The 20457-nt window shown below is 44.6% G+C and carries 11 protein-coding genes; 10 read left to right on the forward strand and 1 reads right to left on the reverse strand.

Translation table 11 applies throughout. The annotated features are described in order from the left end of the window. Positions 1–87 precede the first annotated feature (87 nt). From AC6CIF_RS12025 to AC6CIF_RS12070, 10 genes are all read left to right on the forward strand, one after another. The gene (locus AC6CIF_RS12025; protein ID WP_498199802.1) at positions 88–2373 is read left to right on the forward strand and encodes a preprotein translocase subunit SecA; all 2286 of its coding nucleotides are present in this window, start codon (positions 88–90) and stop codon (positions 2371–2373) included. A gap of 278 nt (positions 2374–2651) precedes the next feature. Further along, complete coding sequence (locus tag AC6CIF_RS12030; protein WP_498199803.1) at positions 2652–3599, forward strand: ABC transporter permease; 948 nt, start codon at positions 2652–2654, stop codon at positions 3597–3599. A 13-nt stretch (positions 3600–3612) separates the two neighbouring features. Next, on the forward strand, positions 3613–4482 hold the full coding sequence (locus AC6CIF_RS12035; RefSeq protein ID WP_498199804.1) for a carbohydrate ABC transporter permease: 870 nt from the start codon (positions 3613–3615) through the stop codon (positions 4480–4482). A 65-nt stretch (positions 4483–4547) separates the two neighbouring features. Then, a complete protein-coding gene (locus AC6CIF_RS12040; protein WP_498199805.1) occupies positions 4548–6134 on the forward strand; it encodes an extracellular solute-binding protein in 1587 nt (528 codons plus the stop codon). Positions 6135–6227: 93 nt separating this feature from the next. Further along, positions 6228–7967, forward strand: coding sequence for a sensor histidine kinase (locus AC6CIF_RS12045; protein WP_498199806.1), 1740 nt, complete (start codon positions 6228–6230; stop codon positions 7965–7967). Then, positions 7967–9577, forward strand: a complete 1611-nt coding sequence (locus tag AC6CIF_RS12050) for a response regulator transcription factor (protein ID WP_498199807.1) — start codon at positions 7967–7969, stop codon at positions 9575–9577. Before AC6CIF_RS12045 ends, AC6CIF_RS12050 begins: the two co-directional genes overlap by 1 nt. Positions 9578–9688: 111 nt before the next feature. After that, the gene (locus AC6CIF_RS12055; RefSeq protein WP_498199808.1) at positions 9689–11905 is read left to right on the forward strand and encodes an FAD-dependent oxidoreductase; all 2217 of its coding nucleotides are present in this window, start codon (positions 9689–9691) and stop codon (positions 11903–11905) included. 17 nt (positions 11906–11922) lie between these two features. After that, positions 11923–13131, forward strand: coding sequence for an SGNH/GDSL hydrolase family protein (locus tag AC6CIF_RS12060; RefSeq protein WP_498199809.1), 1209 nt, complete (start codon positions 11923–11925; stop codon positions 13129–13131). Between the two features lie 270 nt (positions 13132–13401). Next, positions 13402–18465: a golvesin C-terminal-like domain-containing protein gene (locus tag AC6CIF_RS12065; protein WP_498199810.1), complete on the forward strand. Its 5064-nt coding sequence runs from the start codon at positions 13402–13404 to the stop codon at positions 18463–18465. A 337-nt stretch (positions 18466–18802) separates the two neighbouring features. Next, complete coding sequence (locus tag AC6CIF_RS12070; protein ID WP_498199811.1) at positions 18803–19693, forward strand: cation diffusion facilitator family transporter; 891 nt, start codon at positions 18803–18805, stop codon at positions 19691–19693. Between the two features lie 137 nt (positions 19694–19830). On the opposite strand, the gene AC6CIF_RS12075 is transcribed toward AC6CIF_RS12070, so the two are convergent. Further along, on the reverse strand, positions 19831–20271 hold the full coding sequence (locus AC6CIF_RS12075; protein WP_076210601.1) for a hypothetical protein: 441 nt from the start codon (positions 20269–20271) through the stop codon (positions 19831–19833). Positions 20272–20457: the final 186 nt, after the last annotated feature.

Raw genomic sequence — 20457 nt, forward strand, 5'->3', positions numbered from 1 at the left:
GTGGCACGTTAATCATCGACAGAAAAGACTCCGTATGGAGTCTTTTCTTTTCACTACTTATTTCTACTAAGGAGGAATCAGAATCCGATGAATGTAGTCGTCAAGTTGATACGTGAATTCAAAGAGCGCGATACCCGGCGTTTGTTGAAAGATTATCGAGACAGAGTGGAGCTTATAAGGAAACGGAATTTGGAAACTTGGGACGATCAGCGCCTGCAAGCGGAATCCCTTCGGCTGCAAGAAGAAGCAAGATTAGGCACGTCTTTGGATGAGCTACTTGTTGATGCTTATGCTTTAGTCTGCGAGGCTGCGAAGAGAACACTCGGATTACAGCCGTATGATGTCCAGATTATGGCTGCTATCGCTTTGCACGAAAGATTTTTGATCGAGCAGCATACCGGTGAAGGAAAAACACTCTCTGCTGTTATGCCTGTTTATCTCAACGCGTTGACAGGCAAAGGCGTTCATGTGCTTACTTTTAACGACTACTTGGCAAATCGAGATGCGGAGTGGATGGGCCCGATCTATCGCTTCCTCGGGTTAACGGTAAGCTCGGTTCAATCGGACATGAGCCTGTTCGAGAAACGGGAAGCTTACGCCAAGGATATAACCTATGTTACGGCTAAAGAAGCAGGGTTCGATTATTTGCGTGACACAATAGCATTAAATGAGGCTGATACCGTACACCGTCCTTTCCACTACGTCATCGTTGACGAAGCGGATTCGCTGCTTCTTGATGAAGCGCGGGTGCCGTTAGTCATTAGTGGCGATTCGAGTGCTTCCAAAAGTGATGGCGTTCTTTTCGCAGAAGTGGCCCGGCAGCTGCAGCCAGGAGAGCATTACGATTTTGACGAGTTCCAGCGGAACGTTTACTTGAATGAAGCAGGTGCTGCAAAAGCGGAGTTGCTGCTGGGATGTGGCAATCTGTACGATAGCCATAACAGTCATTGGTTAACGTCATTGAATTGTGCGCTGCATGTGGAATCGTTATTAAAAAAAGACGTCGATTACATCGTCAGGGACGGTGAAATTGAGCTAATCGAGGAACACACCGGACGTGTGGCCGAGAACAGGTATTTGCCTGACGGGCTGCAAGCTGCGCTGGTGGCCAAAGAAGGGTTGCAGTGGAAGGCCGGTGGGAGAATTCTCGGCACGATCACCATTCAGCACTTTATTAGTCTGTATTCGGGAATTTGCGGAATGACGGCTACGGCGCACACTTCAGCAATGGAATTCGAAGATATCTATGCGCTGCAGGTCGTGCGAATTCCGCCGAACCAACCAAACATACGGATTGACCACAAACATCGAATTTACACCCACAAAGAAGCCAAATATAAGGCGCTTGTACGAGAAATCTCTTCCGTCCATAGGATGGGACGGCCCATTCTTATTGGTACGTCAAGCGTCGAGGAGTCTGACATGCTGGCGGAGGCGCTAGCGGTTACCGGTGTACCTTGTCAGGTTCTGAATGCAAAAAACGATGCAAAAGAAGCCGAAATCATCGCTAAAGCCGGAGAAATCGGGGCAGTAACGGTATCTACGAATATGGCAGGACGCGGCGTCGATATTCGTCTCGGTGGCGGCAACCCCGCGCAGGCAGAAGTCATTGCCAAGCTTGGCGGATTATACGTGATAGGTACATATGTGAATGAAAGTATGCGGATTGATGACCAGCTGCGCGGACGTTGCGGCCGCCAAGGTGACCCTGGAGCTTCCGTATTTTATATTAGCCTGGAAGACGAGTTGATGCTTCGGTTTGGCATTCATAAACTGTTTCACGCTCCCAATCAGGACGAGGTTCTTGATGATCCGGCGCTCCACAGCAAAATCGAGCATATTCAGCGCGTTATTATAGGCCAAAACTTCGATATTCAGCGGGAATTGAACTGTTATTCGGATATGGTGGAGGATCAGAGGCGAATCCTATACGAAGAACGGCTCGGAATATTGAAAGGCGAGAGACCGATGAGCCCATCGGAGCAGCGGGTACGGCTTTTTTATATCGACGAGTTCTGGGCTGACCATCTGGCATTCGTTTCTTACATTCGTGAAAGCATTCATCTCGAGAGCATTACCAGTCGCAACCCAATCGACGAGTTTCATACGCAAATCACCCAAGCATTCGAGCAAATTCCGGCTAAAATAGATCATGAATCGGCGAATATGCTTAGAAAACTCGGAGGTTCGAATGATCCCGAGAAATGGGAACAGTTCGGTCTGAAGAGTCCTATTTCGACTCGGACTTATATGATCAACGATCAATACAGCCAAGATAAGCGCAGCTCATGGACAGGAACGACGGTATTTGCTTTTTGGGGGAGTAAGATTTTGAAGTTGTTACTGAAGCCAGTATATAGGATGTCAAAATAGGGATGGGAGCGTGAAAATCGATGAACAATAATTATTGAATTCGATTATGAAACTGAGATTTTTTGGGGAGAAGTATAAATACGGCATTTGAAAGTCGCTATTATAGCGGCTTTTTTTTATTTTAGTAGAACAAGTTCTTGTCTCAGTTGCCGGAATTAGCTGTTGGAACGAACCCAAGCACACTTCCTTAAAATCTTATAAGAAATTCTTGATATTTCAGAAATTTATCCGATAGGTGGGTGCTATTATACAAATACAAACAAAGACGAGGTGATGAAATGCAAGCAAAGTTGGCAGCGGACGCCATTCCCATCTCCAAAAAGCGAAAGACATGGATAAGGATGATGCAAAAGTACAAAGTGATGTATGCTCTCTTATTACCAGCCTTAATTTACTTTGCGGTATTCAAATACATTCCTATGGCGGGAATCATGATTGCTTTTAAAAACTACAACCTGGCTTTGGGACTATGGGATAGCCCATGGGTGGGATTCAAAAATTTTACGGATTTTATGAACGGCGTTTATTTCTGGGACATCATGAAAAATACGATCATTATATCGCTTTATAAGCTATTGTTCGGTTTCTCCGCGCCCATCGTACTTGCTTTACTCCTCAATGAAGTGTATAGCCAATGGTTTAAGAAAATCGTGCAGACAATCACTTATTTACCTCATTTTCTATCATGGGTCATTGTGTATGGAATTATGGTAGCTTTACTAGCCCCAGGCGATGGTCTCTTTAACATGATTTTAAAGGACTTTGGTGTTGAACCCATCTCGTTTCTAACCGAACCTGCCTGGGGCAGAATGCTGATCATCTTATCTGAAGTATGGAAGGATATTGGATGGGGGGCGATTTTGTACCTTGCCGCCTTGGCAGGAATCGATCCAAGCTTGTATGAAGCGGCTCGAATGGATGGTGCATCTAAATGGAGACAGCTCTGGCATATCACGTTACCTGGTATTCGAGGCGTCATTATTCTGATGCTGATTCTTAAATTAAGCCATATCCTGGATGCGGGTTTTGACCAAATATTCATGTTTGCCAACACCTTTAACCAGGAGAAGATCGATATTATCGACACATGGGTATACCGGGAAGGGTTGGAGCGTCTTAAGATTGGCTTGGCTACTGCTGTAGGATTGTTTAAAGCTGTCATCGGATTTGCTTTAGTGTTGGCAGCGAATAAGCTCGCCAAAAAATTCGATGGGCAAATCTGGTGAGGTGGTCTTTAGAATGATCCATTTGACAATTGGGGAAAAAGTCTGGCAAACCGTCGTTTATGTAATTCTTATTATATTATCCCTACTGTGCGTGCTGCCATTTCTATATGTGGTTGCTGTCTCCGTAACGCCAGAATCGGAAGTACTGAGAAGAGGGATTGTGATTATACCAGAATCCTTTACCTTTCTGGCCTATAAAGAAGTATTCATTTCTCATGGGATCTGGCAGGCGTATAAAATTACGTTGTTCCGAACGATTGTAGGGACTGCGTTAAATGTGTTTTTTACGGTGATCGCGGCCTACCCGTTATCCAAAAAATATTTGCCCGGAAGAAGTCCGTTTTTACTCTTCATTGTGTTTACCATGATGTTCAGTGGGGGGTTAATTCCGACATATTTACTAATCCGCTCTCTGGGATTGTTAAACAGTCCTTGGGTATTGATCATTCCAAATCTCATTAGTGCATTTAATCTGGTGATCATCAAAGGCTTTTTTGAGCAATTACCTGGTGAAATCGAGGAATCAGCAAGGGTAGACGGTGCGAGTGAGCTTCAGACGTTATGGCGGATCATTTTACCCTTGTCCTTACCCGTACTTTCTACCATTTCCCTATTTTACGCAGTCGGGCATTGGAACAGTTATTTTGATGCCATTGTATATATCAATGATTCCAACTACATGCCACTTCAAGTGATTTTGCGCAACATCCTGCTTAACGTCGCAACTCAAAGCGCTGATTCGCTCGCCAATTCCGGCGCTGTCAGTACGTTCGCTGTGCAAATGGCTACAGTTGTTGTAACTACGGTCCCGATTTTGATCGTTTATCCATTTTTGCAAAAACATTTTACCAAAGGTGTACTCCTGGGATCTGTTAAAGGTTAAAAGGTGTTCCAACCTAACTTATTACGGGGAATCCGTGATAATATACAAGCAAAGGAGAGGTCAATATGCAGCGTAAAAAGATTTCATTTGCTATTCTGTCGGCAATCTTAGGACTTGGAACGCTATTGTCAGGATGTGGGGGAAATGAAGAAATTACATCGACAACTTCGAGTAATTCGCAAGGCCAGTCTGGCCAGTTTGCAACCAAAATGAAAATCTCAATGTTTAACCAAGGCACTTTTAATGCTGCTGCTCCAGTACCTCCACGTGATGAAGATATTCAACGCCAAATGTTGGAAGAAGAGATGAACATCGACTTGGAGATGATGATTCCTCAAGCGGGTCAAGCAACAACCAAACTGAATACACTCATTGCAGGCGGGGATATTCCAGATTTAATCTTCTTAAAGAGCCGTGCTGATCTCGCGCAATATTATGACCAAGGTGTTCTTGCAGATTTGACACCGTATCTGGATCAATTCCCTGAATTGCAGAAACGGTTTGGCAGCGACTCCTGGGAGGCAATGTCCTATCAAGGAAAAATGATCGGAGTTCCAGGTTATGATAATGTAAACGGTATCAGTAGAAGCTTTTTCATTCGGAACGATTGGCTGAAAAAGCTGAATCTGGAAGTACCAACGACACCGGATGAGCTGTTCGAAGTTATGAAAGCCTTTACAGAGAAAGATCCGGACGGTAATGGCAAAAACGATACGTACGGATTCATCGGCGGTATGAATAAAGAAGGCAATCTGCAAACCTACGGCTTCGATAGCTTGATGTGGATGTTCGGCGTCAATCCTCCTTCGGCCATTGAAGTGAAAGATAATGAACCGGTATTCCTGTTTATCGATCCCAAAATGAAAGAGGCGCTTGCTTACATTAATAAAATGATGACAGCAAAAGTGGTTGACCCAGACTGGGTGACGATGAATTCGCCTGATTTGTTGGACCAAAAGATGTTTAAGGGGAAAGTTGGTTTCATGATCAGAGATGCCCGCAGGCTGGAGCCGGATTATCAGCAAAAAATGAAAGAAATTAGTGGCGAAGTGCCGGAGTGGATCGTTATTCCTCCGATGAAAGGTCCTTATGGTGATCAAATTGTTGAGAGAAAATCGTTCCAAGGCAATTCATGGGCTATCTCCGCGAAAGCGGATAAGGACAAAATCATTCGGATCTTGTCTATGCTGAATTATCTCTTTACAGACGAAGAAGCTTATCCAAACTTTGCATACGGAATCAAAGGCATCCATTGGGATGTAGTGGACGGCAAGATCAAAAATAAAACCTCCGAGTTATCGAAGGAAATGAAAGAGAAGTACCTGTGGGTCGATCATTATAGAATGCCGCGCCGTGGTGATGATGCGGAGTACTTCAGCTTCCAGAATCCGAAGACTGCGGAAGCTTTCAAGAACAACCAGCAATATGTGGGGCCAACGCTGCCCGGAAATTTATTGACTCCAGACCCCAACGATACATTGGATGCTGACCGCCAACGTTTCATTAATGAAAGCTTGGTTAAATTTATGACGGGCAAAGAGCCTCTTTCCAACTGGGACAATTTCCTCCAGACGCTGGATACCAAGTTTGACATGCAGAAATATAAGGAAACCGCAATCCAGCAATTTAAAGAAGCCGGCCTTATCAAGTAAAAATAAACGAAGAGAGAGTGGCTATTCGTAGCCCCTCTCTTTATTAGCATATGCTATTCTTAGTTTAAAACGGAACTAAAAGGAAGATGATGGATGCGAAGAAGAATCAGCTTGCCTTTAAAATTATTTTTTATCGTGTTTGCCTTTGTATTAGGCTGCATCATCTTGATAAGCCAATTGTCTTATCGCTATGTCCAAAAGGAAATAAGAACCAATGACATTTTTTACACCAATCAAATATTAGACAAGGTAGACCAGTATTTCACCGTTAATTTTTCCTCCTTCCAGACGATTCTCTTCTCAGTTGAAACATCAGTGAAAGCCAACATTAACAATACCGAAGTGATTAAAAAGCAATTAAGGGAGCTGTATGAACTCAACAGTATTTATGTCAGTAATATTTATTTGATCAAAAGCGATTTATCCATTCTAGGCGGAAGTACACCTACTCGAATATTCGATGAACCTTTAGCTGAAAGAGCACCTTTATTTGATGCGGCTGACAAGAATAGAAGGACTACCTTTGTTAGTGAACCTTACAAATCGAAGTATTCCGGCTGGACCGTTACGATGGTTCGATATCTGAACGGTGCTCCGTTTCCTATGGCCATTGCGGTTGATTTGGATCTAAATGCCATTGAAGAAACCTTATTCAAGATTAATAAACAGGAACAAATGAATCTGGCTCTGATCACTGCGTCAGGTAAGATCATTGCCGGATTTTCTGAAAATAAAGGACCTCTGAATATTCAAGATCATTCTTTTTCGATCGGAGAGACGTCAGCGGAAGAAATTCTGGATACAACAGAAACAAACCTTCAACTGTATACCAACGATGGTATTCCGGTCTCCCTTTTGAAAAAACCAACGGAGAAATTCAACTGGACCATCATCTCGATCAACGATGAATCACGCTTAAAAGCAGCGTTGTCCAGATTGGAAACCTATTACCTCGAGTTGCTCGCTGCAGGTCTTCTTTTAAGTTTGTTCATTTCTTTTTTGGTTGCCAAATATATAAGAAAACCACTTTATACGCTCAAAACAAAAATGAAGCAGGTAGAGCAAGGCATCCTCACAACAACAATAACCATTAAGCGAAACGATGAGTTTGGAGATCTTTCACGAGCATTCGATCGTATGTTACAGCAAATTGTGGAACTGATTCGCCGGGCCGAGCTTCATAATGAACTTGAGCGGAAGCTGGAAATCCAAGTGTTACAGTCTCAAATAAACCCACATTTTCTGTATAACACACTTGGTTCAATCAGCAATGTGATACGTCTCGGACAAATAGAGAAAGTAGATGTGGTGATCGGGTCACTAATTTCATTATTGGAGTATGGGATAGACGATGCATCTGAGAAGGTTTCCCTACGCCAGGAATTACGCAATGTAGCGGACTATATCGAGATCCAGAACATTCGGTATAACCGAAACTTCAACTTGATTGAAAATATCGAAGCAGGACTGATGGATTTCCCAGTTTTCCGAATGCTGCTGCAGCCCCTTGTCGAGAATAGTATCTTCCATGGTTATAACGGAGGGGGAATTGAGGGGCCTATTACGATTCATGCATACAGGGAGGACGGCATCGTCATCATCGAAGTTGTTGATCAAGGTGAGGGAATTCCAGCTGATAAAATAAAACATATTTTAATCTCAGAACCGAGTGAAGAGGAAGTAAAAAGAAAAAGAATTGGGCTGAACAATATTCATGGGCGAATAAGACTCCACTACGGAGATCAATTCGGGCTGGATATCATAAGCATACCTAAGGAAATAACCCGTATACGCGCTGTATTCCCGGCAGAATTGCCAAAAGGAGATGCATAATGGGGAGAGAATATACCTGCTTCATTGTTGACGATGAAGACCTGATCATACAACGATTGGAATTGTTTTTTAATGAACTCTCTCATAGGGATAGACGATTTGTTCTAGTGGGCAAAGCGAATAATGGGTTGAATGGGATCGAGGAGATCATAAAACTTAAACCGGATATCGTCATATCCGATATTGTAATGCCGCGGATGGACGGAATCTCCATGATTGAGCAGCTCAAGGCGGAGCTCCCCCATACCCAATACATACTGCTGACCGCCTATTCATCCTTCGAATACGCTCAGCGGGCGATTCAAGCCAACGTATTGGAGTACATTGTAAAGGTTCCGCTGAGGGAAGCCGATTTGAATCGAGCGTTGGATAAGGCAGCCGGAATTTTAAATGAGTTTGAGAAAAAAGAGGCGGAATTCCACTCGTTAAACGTATCCGTGCTTGAAAATAAATACAGAGTCCGCAAGCAATTTTTTAACGAATTGATCCGAGGTGAAATTCCTTCTCATCGGGCATCGGATTTTGCCAATCGCATGCAGTTTCATTTCTTTCAAGCCAACTATTGCTGCTTCATCGTTGAAATGAATACGTATGAAAGTTTCCGAAACGAATACGCGGCCGCAGATCAAAACATCTTGAAGTATGCGATAACAAATATCATCGAAGAAACGGTGATGAATGGTAGCAGTGGCGTAGCTGCGGATCTGTCCGATAATCGTTTTATTGGCTTTTTATCTTGGGAAAATAACCGCAGTGATATGGAAACGGAATATGCTTGTTTATCTTTGGGAGGGCAGATCATCTCTCATTTGCATCAATATTTGAATAAAAGGGTATCTGTCGCTTTTGGAAGTCCGCATCGAGGCTGGGAATCGATCAAACAGGCGTACACGGAAGCTGAAAATGTGAGTGAGGATTTCTATTATCATACCGAAAAAGTCGTAAAAACACCGATGCATCGGTTCCAATACCATAATGACAAAAAAGCAGACTTTCAGCAGAAGTTGGCTGATTTTCTTATACGGATGAAACGAAAGATTTCCAAGGAAGAGCTGGACAATGCACTTGCCGATCTGTCGCAGTTTGTTTCGGACCATAAAATCCACAAGTCTATCATGGCACCAATGATTAGAGACTTGTACAGGGACATTACCGCAAAGTTTAAATCGGGGAACAAGATGACCACGGAAGTTCCAGAATTCCCTATGAAATTTATGGCATTTCAAGAGCAACTCGCTTATATTGGCGACTTCACATTTGAATACGTGCACGCGGGCCAACTATTACATCGTGCAGAAATCATGAGTGCAATGCATTTTATAGAGAAAAACCTGAAACAACGTTTAACCCTGGAGGCCATTGCGGAGGAAGTGAATCTAGCGCCATCGTATTTTAGCAGCTTATTCAAAAAAACAATGAACGAAGGCGTGATCAGCTACATCAATCGTAAAAAAATCCATCTTGCCCTCGATTTGTTAAACGTTCGGGATTATTCATTATTGGAATTGTGCGAGGAAGTAGGTATCGTCAATGAAGGGTATTTTTGCAAACTGTTCAAAGAATACACTGGGGATACGCCCAAGCAATATCGGATAAAAATGACACGGTAGAAATCCTAATAAGGATGCAAAAAATGTATGATTTTTTCGCGAAATCCTGTAAAAAAAAACGGACCAAAACCATTACCATGATAGGAGTATCTAATCATGGAGGTTATCCAAATGGAACTTATGAAAGCAGATGTAACCGTCATAGGTGGAGGAATTGCCGGGATATGTGCTGCCATTGCTGCCGCACGCCAAGGACTTCTGGTTTCACTTATCAATGATCGGCCAGTTCTGGGTGGAAATGCGAGCAGCGAGGTCAGAGTTCACATTAACGGGTCTGCATATCTCGGAAACAGTCCATCCTACTATGCTCGCGAGGGCGGGTTGGTAGAAGAACTGAAGCTGAAGATATTTCATTACAATCCGTTATACAACAAAAAACTTATGCTTTCGCTTTCGGATACGGTCTTGCTCGACATGGTTTATGATGAGCCCAACATTTCTCTATTCCTGAATACATGTGTGCATGAAACCGGCATGGAGAACGGCAGAATCAAATGGGTGGAGGGCCTTCAACTAGCTTCCGAAAGAAAATTTCGTTTTGAAAGCTCAACCTACATCGATTGCTCCGGGGATGGAATTGTTGGATACCAAGCAGGTGCTCACTTCCGATGGGGAAGAGAGGCGAAGCATGAATACAAGGAGCAGCTCGCTCCAGAAGTGGCGGATCATTACACCATGGGTGATACGATTCTGTTTCAAGCCCGTGACGTAAACTATTCCGTTCCTTACAAAAGGCCAGGCTTTGCGTATGATATTACGAAGCTGGAGTTTTTTGATAGTATCAGAAAAGGATTAAACCATCGGTCTTTTCCAAGGAAAATCAACGGGCTTGGCGGATTGTGGTGGCTGGAATACGGCGGACATATGGATATTATCAAGAATAATGAAGACATTGCCTTGGAACTGCGAAAATTGGTATACGGGATCTGGGATTATATCAAAAATAGCGGTGAGTTTGATGATGTAGACAACCTCATCCTGGATTATGTATGCCCGATTCCGGGAAAGCGAGAGTCGAGACGGTTTATAGGGGAACACATGCTGTCTCAGAACGATCTTACAGAAAAGACTCATTTCGAAGATGCTGTATCCGTCGGAGGCTGGTATATGGATCTGCATGCGAATAAAGGCATCTACGATGAGGGGCCGGCTACCGCGTGGAATTTTGTGCCGGGATTGTATAATATCCCGTTTCGCAGCTTATTTTCACACAATATCCCAAATCTCATGTTCGCTGGCCGTAATATAAGCGCTACCCACGTGGCTTTTGGGTCTACAAGGGTCATGGCAACCTGTGGTTGTATGGGGCAGGCGGTAGGAACGGCTGCCGCGTTATGCGTAAAATATGAGACAGAACCCGCGGCTATAGTCAAAGCCCATATGGGTGAGCTTCAGGCGCAGCTGCTTCGAGACGGGCAAACGATTGTAGGGCTTCAAGAGCCGTTGGATCCTTATTTCGCTGACGGATTAACGATTCATGCCTCGTCTCAGAGAAGCTATGAACATGTTCTTTCAACCGAAGAGGTCTCCTTGGACAAAGCGTTATGTTTGGTCTTGCCAATTCAGACATCTGTGGTTGAGAGCGTGCAGATCAAAATTAAAAATAGTTCCGAGCATTCGGAAACGCTGCAAGTGAAGCTGTATGGCGGTGATCGGAAGGAAAACTATATTCCCACCAGCGAGCTGAAGGGCTACAGCTTGGTGATTTCAGCGGGTCACGATGACTGGATTACACTGGACCTCAGCTGCAAGAAGCCAGAAGACGACAAAATCTACATCGTATTGGAAGGTACGGCGGACCTCACTGTACACAGCAATGAAGAGAAAATGACTGGAGCGGTGAGCTTCCTTTATAGACCGGAAGAGCCATCCAGGCTGAAGAAGCTCAATAGGAGCATTTGCTTCAAGGATCTAAAACCATCGCAGGATATGTATAATCCCGCGAATGTCGTCAACGGCTTCTCCAGACCTTATGGTCTGCCGAACAGCTGGATTTCGGAACGTACAGAAGGACAGGAATGGTTGGAATTTGGTTTTGCAAGCCCCAAGAATCTGGATGAAATCCATCTTGTTTTCAATTCGCAGCTGAATTTGGAGCATTTCGACGATCCAATCGAGCCACTGATCCAGGATTATGATGTGACCTTAACCTTAGAAGACGGAACCGAAAGCGAAATTAAAGTCCGTGGGAATTATCTTTCGTTAAATAAACATCAGGTGCATGCACAAGGTGTAACCCAAATCCGGTTTGATTTCTGTGCAACGTATGGTTCGCCTTATTATGAAGTGTTTGCTGTAAAATTTTTTGCTTCTAAAAACGCTAAGTGAGGTCGGGTGAAGTCGAGATGAAGGAATTTTTCCCACGAAGAGGGCTGCCTAATGTCATTCAGAAGTTGGAAAATGGGGAAACCGTGACCATCGTTTATTTTGGCGGCAGTAATACACGTTCGGCAGGATACAGGGTCATGACGGCGGATTGGCTGCGAGGGCAATATCCCCATGCCGATATCCGCGCTGTGAACGCAGGCATTGATGGGACAGGATCGGACCTTGGCTGCGCCCGTTTGGAGACAGATGTACTGCGTCATCAGCCTGATCTCGTGTTTGTTGAATTTGTTGGCAACGATGGCGGAGTTCCCGAATCGAAGGCGCGGATCGAAGGCATTGTCCGACAGATTCGCAAGCGGAGCCGGTTTACCGATATCCTGTTTGTATATACGGTTAAGGAGCGGGATTTGACCTCATTTCAATCCGGCGAATACCAGAAGGGCGCTCTTATGCAAGAGGAAGTCGCCGACTATTACGGCATTCCTTCGATTCATCTGGGCGTAGCGGTCAGTCGATTGGTTTCGGATGGAAAGCTTATTTTTACTTCAAGGGCAGACGTGTCCATCCCCGGAGCCGTTATTTTCACGCATGATTCGATCCATCCGACAATTCCCGAAGGACACCAGATCTACACGGATACCATCACCCGGTCGTTTGAGAAAATGAGCGAACTTCGCGATCGTGTGGGAAAAGTCGAACATCACTTGCCACAGGACCCTTTGGTCCCGGCCAATCCTTGGGAGTATGCAACCATGCTGCCACTGGATCATCTTACTCATTTTTCACCAGGATGGTCTTACATGACCCCTGATGATTTTCCTTTAGTGCGCGAGTATGATTGGTTGTTCCCCGGTTTATGGCGAGCAGTTGATTCCGGAGCGACGATCACAGTGGAGTTTGAGGGAACACACATCGGCTTATTTGATATCGGGGGGCCGGATTCTGGCAGATTGAAGGTGTCGGTGGATGGAGGGGATCCCTTCCTTATCGATCGATTCACACCCTATAACGATCATAATCGAAATCAATATGTTTTCTTGCCGGAGCTACCCAATGGGAAACATACAGTTCGCTTCGAGATCGATCATGAGAAAACTGACAAAGCCGCTGTGTTTGAGGCAAGTGGCAATAAACGAAGTATGGAACATATTCGGCAGCATCCAGCTTGGTATGATCAAACGGTCATTCAGCTTGGAAAGTTGTTATTGGTGCAGCCGCCATTATAATTGATTAGTCCTCATAGGACACTTGGAAAACCTATATTCTATCTGACTGCAACTGAGCAATCAATTAGGATGTAGGTTTCTTTTTTTACTTAAAATCGTATAAGAAATTCTTAAAATGAAAGAAATTTTATGGTGATGTGACTGCTAAGATAAAAACAACAGAGCGCGTTTAGTCAGAAGGCTAAGGGTAATTGCTTTTTTACGATCATTCGAGCAAAAGACAATGCATTTGTGGAAGCGTTATCATTTTAAGGAGAGGCTGTGAATTGTATGGTCAAAAGGAAGCTGTTTTTCTTCATCGTTTTCATGTTGACGGTCGTAGTTCCTTCCAGCCTGATCGGAATAAGGACCGCTTATGCGGAGACCTTACCTTATCAGACGATTATTATCGATGACGGGAGTATCGAGATCAATGATGTTGTGACACCAGATGCGGGTAACGAGAACAATGGATATGCGGCTCCAAATTGGACTACAAGCACAGGGGTGAAGGGGTATGATCTTTCCAGCACCAAATATACGAGTACAGCAGGCAGAACGATAACATGGAATCCACGCTTGGAAGAAGGAACGGCGAAAATATCGTTCTATAAGCTGGATTGGGCGGATAAGGCTGATAGCAATGTGAAAATTGAGATTGTTCATAATGGAACAACGGATGTAGTCTTTATGGATCTAAGACCCTCATCTGGCGCTCCAGCAGGGTGGGTTGATTTGGGAGAGTACTATTTTTCTGGAGTTGGGGAAGAATTTGTTCAATTGACCCGGTCTACCGGCACCACAAACACGATCCTTACGCGCGCGGATGCGGTCAAGTTCGAAGGAAATATTCAGCAGAAAGAGCCACATAAGACAATCATCATTGATGATGGAAGTCTCACGATTGATCATGTCGTCACTGTTGATGCAGGTAATGCCAATAACGGATTCTCCGCTCCTTATTGGACCACAAGCGCGGGAGTGAAGGGATACAATAATTCCACTTCCAAATATACGGATGCCGTAGGTAGAAGCATCACCTGGAATCCACGCTTGGAAGCAGGGACGGCGAGAATATCGTTCTATAAGCTGGATTGGGCAGATAAAGCAGATAGTAATGTGAAAATTGAGATTGTTCATAACGGGATTACGGATGTGAAGTTTATGGATCTTAGACCTTCGTCAGGTCCATCGGTTGGATGGGTGGATCTGGGGGAGTATGAGTTTAGTGGTAATGATAGCGAATTTGTCAGGCTGACTCGAACGCAACCTTCTACGGGTAAAATTATTACGCGGGCTGATGCAGTCAAGTTCGAGGGGAATATCCGTCAACAAGCACCACCGCTGCCCCCGCTAAGAAGCCGTACCTTAGCGAATCTCAGTTACACAGAGAAAGGCAGCATCGAAAATGCTAACTACAAGGCAACCTTCTATGAGGCAGCATGGGATGAAGGTAAATCCATCGTTCGTGACATGTTCTACAAAAACACGGAGACAGGGAACTGGGTTCCAATCAATAATGAATCGGAAAGACTTGAGGAACAATGGGTTTTATTGGACGGGAATGCGGGGAGCCGAACCAATTACTATGATACGATGAACAAACGCTGGATTACATTCGACGGGGTCCATTTTCCCGACAGCCACACGGCGGTATTAACCGATTCTACGCATGGCAGTGATTATGATTTTGAAGTGAACTGGTCCATGGCAGGGGATAAACCAGATGTTTCCTTCGCCTTTACACCTCGCCGCGACGGCAATTATGTGATTGGATATCAGTCCTTCACAACAGAGGCAATCTCGGGCATCAATGAAGTGTTAAATGGATTCAGGTCACATGCCAAAATGGTAGGTACGGTGGAATCAACAAGTTTAAGAGAGCTGAGCGCTCCGATGAGCCTGGTTGAGAAAAATGATGGTGCGGGAAATCCATTGACGTATGGCATATTTGTTCCTTCGGCGGAGCTTCCGGTTGAATTTGAACCGACGGGAGGTGTTACGAAACAACGGCTTGGCATGAGCCTGGTCAACAACGAAGGCAGCGTGCAGCCCATCTTGTATGCGCCTCAATTAGGGACTTATTCGCAAATGACCGCAGAAAACACCTATCAATTTCATATGGGGCTAATCGCTCAAAAAAGCAATCTGTATGAGTCCTACGCGGATATTCTTCGCAATGAGTACGATTATTCGGCATACCGGGAAAATGTGTCAGATCAGTCGCTTACTGACGCGATGTTTAATATGATTGATCTACTTAAAATTGAGCCGCAAGGGGACGACTCTGTGAATTATGTCCCATCACCCAGCGGGTGGTGGAGCCGTGCCAAGGGTTTTATTGATATCGAAAACGAGGACAGCGTTCGAACAAGCTCGAATGCGGTCCTTCTGGGGGCTTATTATTTAACTGGGGATGACCAGCTATACGATACGCGAGCACTGCCGTCCGTCCAGTATGGCGTATCGCGAAATGGTATCGGTTGGTCGCCAACGCAGAAGAAAGTATACGGTGTGCCTTCCTTATGGAAAATGGCTACTCTGCCGTTTGATGTTTCAAGTGTCGCCGCTGTCAATCAGATGATGGGCACTTCGGCAGGAATTGGGGCACTGGCACAGGAAGAATACCTCGTGCGTGACCCGGATCAGAAAGACCGGGGTCCTGTCATTCAGCCCCTGATGATGTATCGGATGACGGGAGATGCGCAGTATTTGCAAGCTGCGAAAGATGCAGCCGACAGTTATATCACGCAACATATCGATACGCCTGCATCCGTGGATGTAAGTAAAAATGAGTTCATTTATTATTATAGCAAGCTGTGGATGGAGATCTTGGAGCTATATGAGGAAACGCAGGATCCCAAATACTTGGATGCCGCTTATAAGGAAGCCAAACGATATGCAACCATGTTTGTTGCTCGTCCAGTTTCTGAAGGTAACGTTACGATTCCTCAGCCGGAGACATATAATTACGCGGAATCGTTCCATTGGCCGGAAAGTGGTAAATTTCAATATCCTAGACTCAAGCTTCCAGAAGATGTCGTCGGAGGGGTTCAAGCGGAGCGTTGGCTTGTTTCACCAAGCGGATTGACGTTTGAAGCAGGAAGTACAACTGGCTATTATCGGATGAATGCTCAGGAAGCTCCGTTCATGCTGAGATTGTCTCTCTATACAGGGGATGAACTGCTGCAGGATATTGCTCATAATGCGGTTATTGGACGATATTCCAGTTATCCAGGCTATTATTATAAAGGCTTCGCTGTTAGCCAACTTGAACCGGATTTTCCTCTGGAAGGCCCAAGCGGGGCTACATCTATCTATTATCACCATATTCCAGGGCAACTCGGGCAAACGATGGATTATTTGATTAGCGAACAATCATTAAAATCAAACGGGAGTATTACGTTTCCTTCCGTATTTGAAACGAATTTTTTATGGTTCAAATATCACCTCTATGGGAATAAACCAGGTCAATTTTATGGTAATTCGGACGTTTGGCTCTGGATGCCTAAGGGGATTATTAAGACCAACCATCCTCAATTGAATTGGATAACGGGTGAGAGCGGGGATAAATTCTACATCGGGTTAAGCAACGCATCTTCAGATGAAGTTCAGACTCCAATTGAATTAAATGAACAAATCATTGGATTCAACCCAGCACAAAATTACGCCGTAACGATCATCCGTGACAATGGCACACCAGAGCAAACGGTAATGAGTGGTGGAATCATTCAAGCCACGGTTTCAGGCAAGGGCATCACTGCGATCATTGTAGAGGGACTTGATATTGATGTACCGTTGCATCAGGTCAGAACGGCAGATACATCGGATGCAAGTTATTTCTTTGATACGCACAGTCCAATTGATGCGGTTAAAGGCATGCTAATCGTTAAGCCCGATGAAACGGTTTATGATGCTTATGTGCAGGCCAAAACGACAAAACCAGCGACAATCCATTATTCCCTGGATGGCGGGGCCACGTACACAACCGTGCCAGATACGATATACCCAATGGAATGGTCGATACGAGTGAATGATTTATCCCAAACCTTCACGTATTACGTGGAATCGGAGGGGAAACAGACCCGTAAGCGGACACTTTATCTGCCTGATCAGGTATCGGAAACTCCAGTTCAACCCGATGGGCAGGATAGTTCAACCATCATTGTGGATAATACGGAGGCGGAGACAGAAGGCGTCTGGATAAGGGATACGACGGCTAACGATTATTATTATGATAACTATGTGTATGCCAAATCTACGACCGGCACAGCGACAAGCAAAATGAGATGGCGGCCTGAGCTTCCAGAAAGTGTCACTTACAGTGTGTATTACAAGATTCCGCAAATCACGGCTGCGAGTGAAAATTGGGCAACAAATGCCTCATTTACCGTTTATTATAGCGGAGGCTCCGAGACGGTGACAGTTGATGAGACAACAGCGAATGGTACTTGGGTGCACCTGGGAGATTATCCTTTTGCTGAAGGCGATAGTGGGTACGTGGAACTAACCAATAAGGCCAATAAGTCCAGAGTCGTTGCCGATGCAATCATGTGGGTGGACCCAAACAGGATACCGCAATTGGAGTCTGCTGTGATCATATCCGATCGGAACGAGCTACAGATGACTCAAACCGCACAACTGAGCGTAACCGGTTATTTGGATAACGGTTTGATCGGTGATCTTACACAGGCCGATGTGCAGTATTTCGTTGATCGTACGGATCTTGCCGAAGTGAATAGCAGTGGGGTGTTGACCCTTCTTAATCTTGATGGGAACACGGATCACATTGAGGTATGGGCTACTGTTACGATTGACGGAGTGACCTTAACCACACCAGCTTTGAACATCACGATCAGGGACCTAACGGTTATCGTCGATAGTACAAATACAACGGGGTTATACACGACAGAAGGGTCGTGGAGCCAAAGCAATTTAGCCGGATACAAAATTGGGGTTAAATCCCGCTATTCAACAGTTCAAGGCTCATCAGCGACGTGGAAAGGCGAGTTTCCAGAAGGTAAATATACGGTCTCGATCTATAAACTCGTCCATACGACAGCAAACGATAACAATGTCAAAGTGGAAGTGAAGCATAAAACGGGTACCGACGTCACCTATATCGATGCAACGGCCGGATCATCGGGTTGGGTTAATCTGGGAACGTTCGACTTTACGGGTGACGGTAGCGAGTATGTCCGGTTAACCAGAGTTTCGCCTACCACGGTAGACCCGCCAACGCTTCCTGCGGATATGATCTATACGAGAGTTGACGCTGTTATGTTCGAAAGGCATTCCGATGATTCGGAGCCGCTTCCCAATGAAGCGCCAGTTGAACCGACACTTTCTGAATAAGAGCAGTGAATTATGAATGGAAGTGGAACAACGGTAAGTGATGTTATACAAATGATTGTAAAATAACGCTAAGAGCCGAGTGGATCAAAACGATCCATTTGGCTCTTTTTGTCTACGTGCAAGAAAGTATGGTTACAAGGGAAGCAGTCGGCCACCTTCCTCTTACCCCCCATTAATCACTTAAGTTTGCCAAATCCAACTTTTTTGGATTCTTGTAAAAAAATTGCCGCGTTCAGATTATGTTTCGTCACACTCAAAACGTTTCTCTAGACCCAAACAAATCTTCAATGGTACCATGAAACACGTGCTTGAATTGAAGATTGCAGGAGGATATCATGTGGATCAACTTAAATACGATAATCTAAAGCTGGGGGAGCGCGGAGCTATCATCAGCATTATCGCCTACATATGTTTGACCGTATTAAAACTGATTGTTGGCAATATGGCCGGATCAGAAGCGCTCAAGGCGGATGGATTAAACAATGCCACCGATATTGTGGCCTCAATAGCTGTACTGATCGGTTTGAAGCTTGCCCAACGCCCAGCCGACACAGATCATACATATGGTCACTGGAGAGCAGAGACCGTTGCGTCACTTGTTGCTTCTTTCATTATGATGGCAGTAGGTTTACAAGTACTGTTTCAAGCCATTAGTTCTGTGTTTCGGGGTACACATGAATCTCCGGATATCATTGCTGGGTACACAGGCATTTTCTGCGCAGTTATCATGTATCTGGTCTATCGCTATAACAAGAGACTTGCTACACGTATTAAAAGTCAGGCGGTCATGGCTGCGGCTCGTGATAACATTTCCGATGCCTGGGTGAGCACCGGTACGGTCATTGGAATCGTGGGTTCCCAGTTCGGCCTCCCATGGCTGGACCCTGTAACGGCTGTCATCGTAGGTTTCCTCATCTGCAAAACCGCTTGGGACATTTTCAAGGAAGCAACGCACCATCTGACCGATGGTTTTGATGTTGAACTGATTCAGGAGTACAAAAAGACGATTGCCGGAATTGACAGCGTAGAGACGGTTAAAGACGTGAGAGCGCGGAACTATGGCAATAACGTTGTAGTAGACGTTGTCATAACAGTTGATGCAGAGCTGGATCTTCAACAAGCACACGATATCTGTACAGACGTGGAGAATGAGTTAATGGAGGAGCATGACGTATACACCGTTCACGTTCATGTGGAACCTGATATGTTGAAAGATTGCATTGGATAGCAAGATGCTATGATAAAAGAAAAACTCGGCAAAGCAAAAACCAGTGAAATGTAATTCATTCACTGGTTTTTGCTGATTTCAATTTTCATCTTTAAAAGAGTACGGGCGTTATTTATCCATACCGGAGTAAAAGTGTATCACTTGGTATACCTCAAAAGTTTACTGTAACCATAAGCAAGAACAAATGGCAGGAGGTATGACAAAAAGGTCCAAAGAATGTTCCATCCATTAAAATAAATGACATGCCCTAGCATTTTGGCAACCCATTCGATTAATGTCAGCGACAATGATGCAACAAGAATCGCCAACCATGGCTTGGCACCTTTGACGATAATGGCATACATCATCAAGCAGCCGGCAATCGGATAGATTCCAAGATCCATTGGAAGAGCAGCCAAGGATTGATTATGAGTATTCGGAAGAATATTCCAGAAGTAATTAAACCCGATATTGTTGATGGATGCTGCTACAGCCACACCAAGTGGATAATATAGAATAAGGATTGTAAAGTTCCGACGCAGAATCCATACACCCAATATAATGGGAATGACCATACCCAGCAGAATGTTTCCTAACATGCAATTGTCCTCCAAAGCTTGTTACTTCTATAGCTCACAATAAGCTGCATCACTCCGTTGTTTTTTCCTCCAGAAGACGATCGACCTTATCTGTGAGTGCATCCAATTTTTTGTCATAATGCTTGTACGTATAGAACCCAATGACTGCTTTGACTGCAAAAAAGAGCACCGCAGCAATGACAATGA

The sequence above is a fragment of the Paenibacillus sp. GQ49 genome (assembly GCF_059759055.1).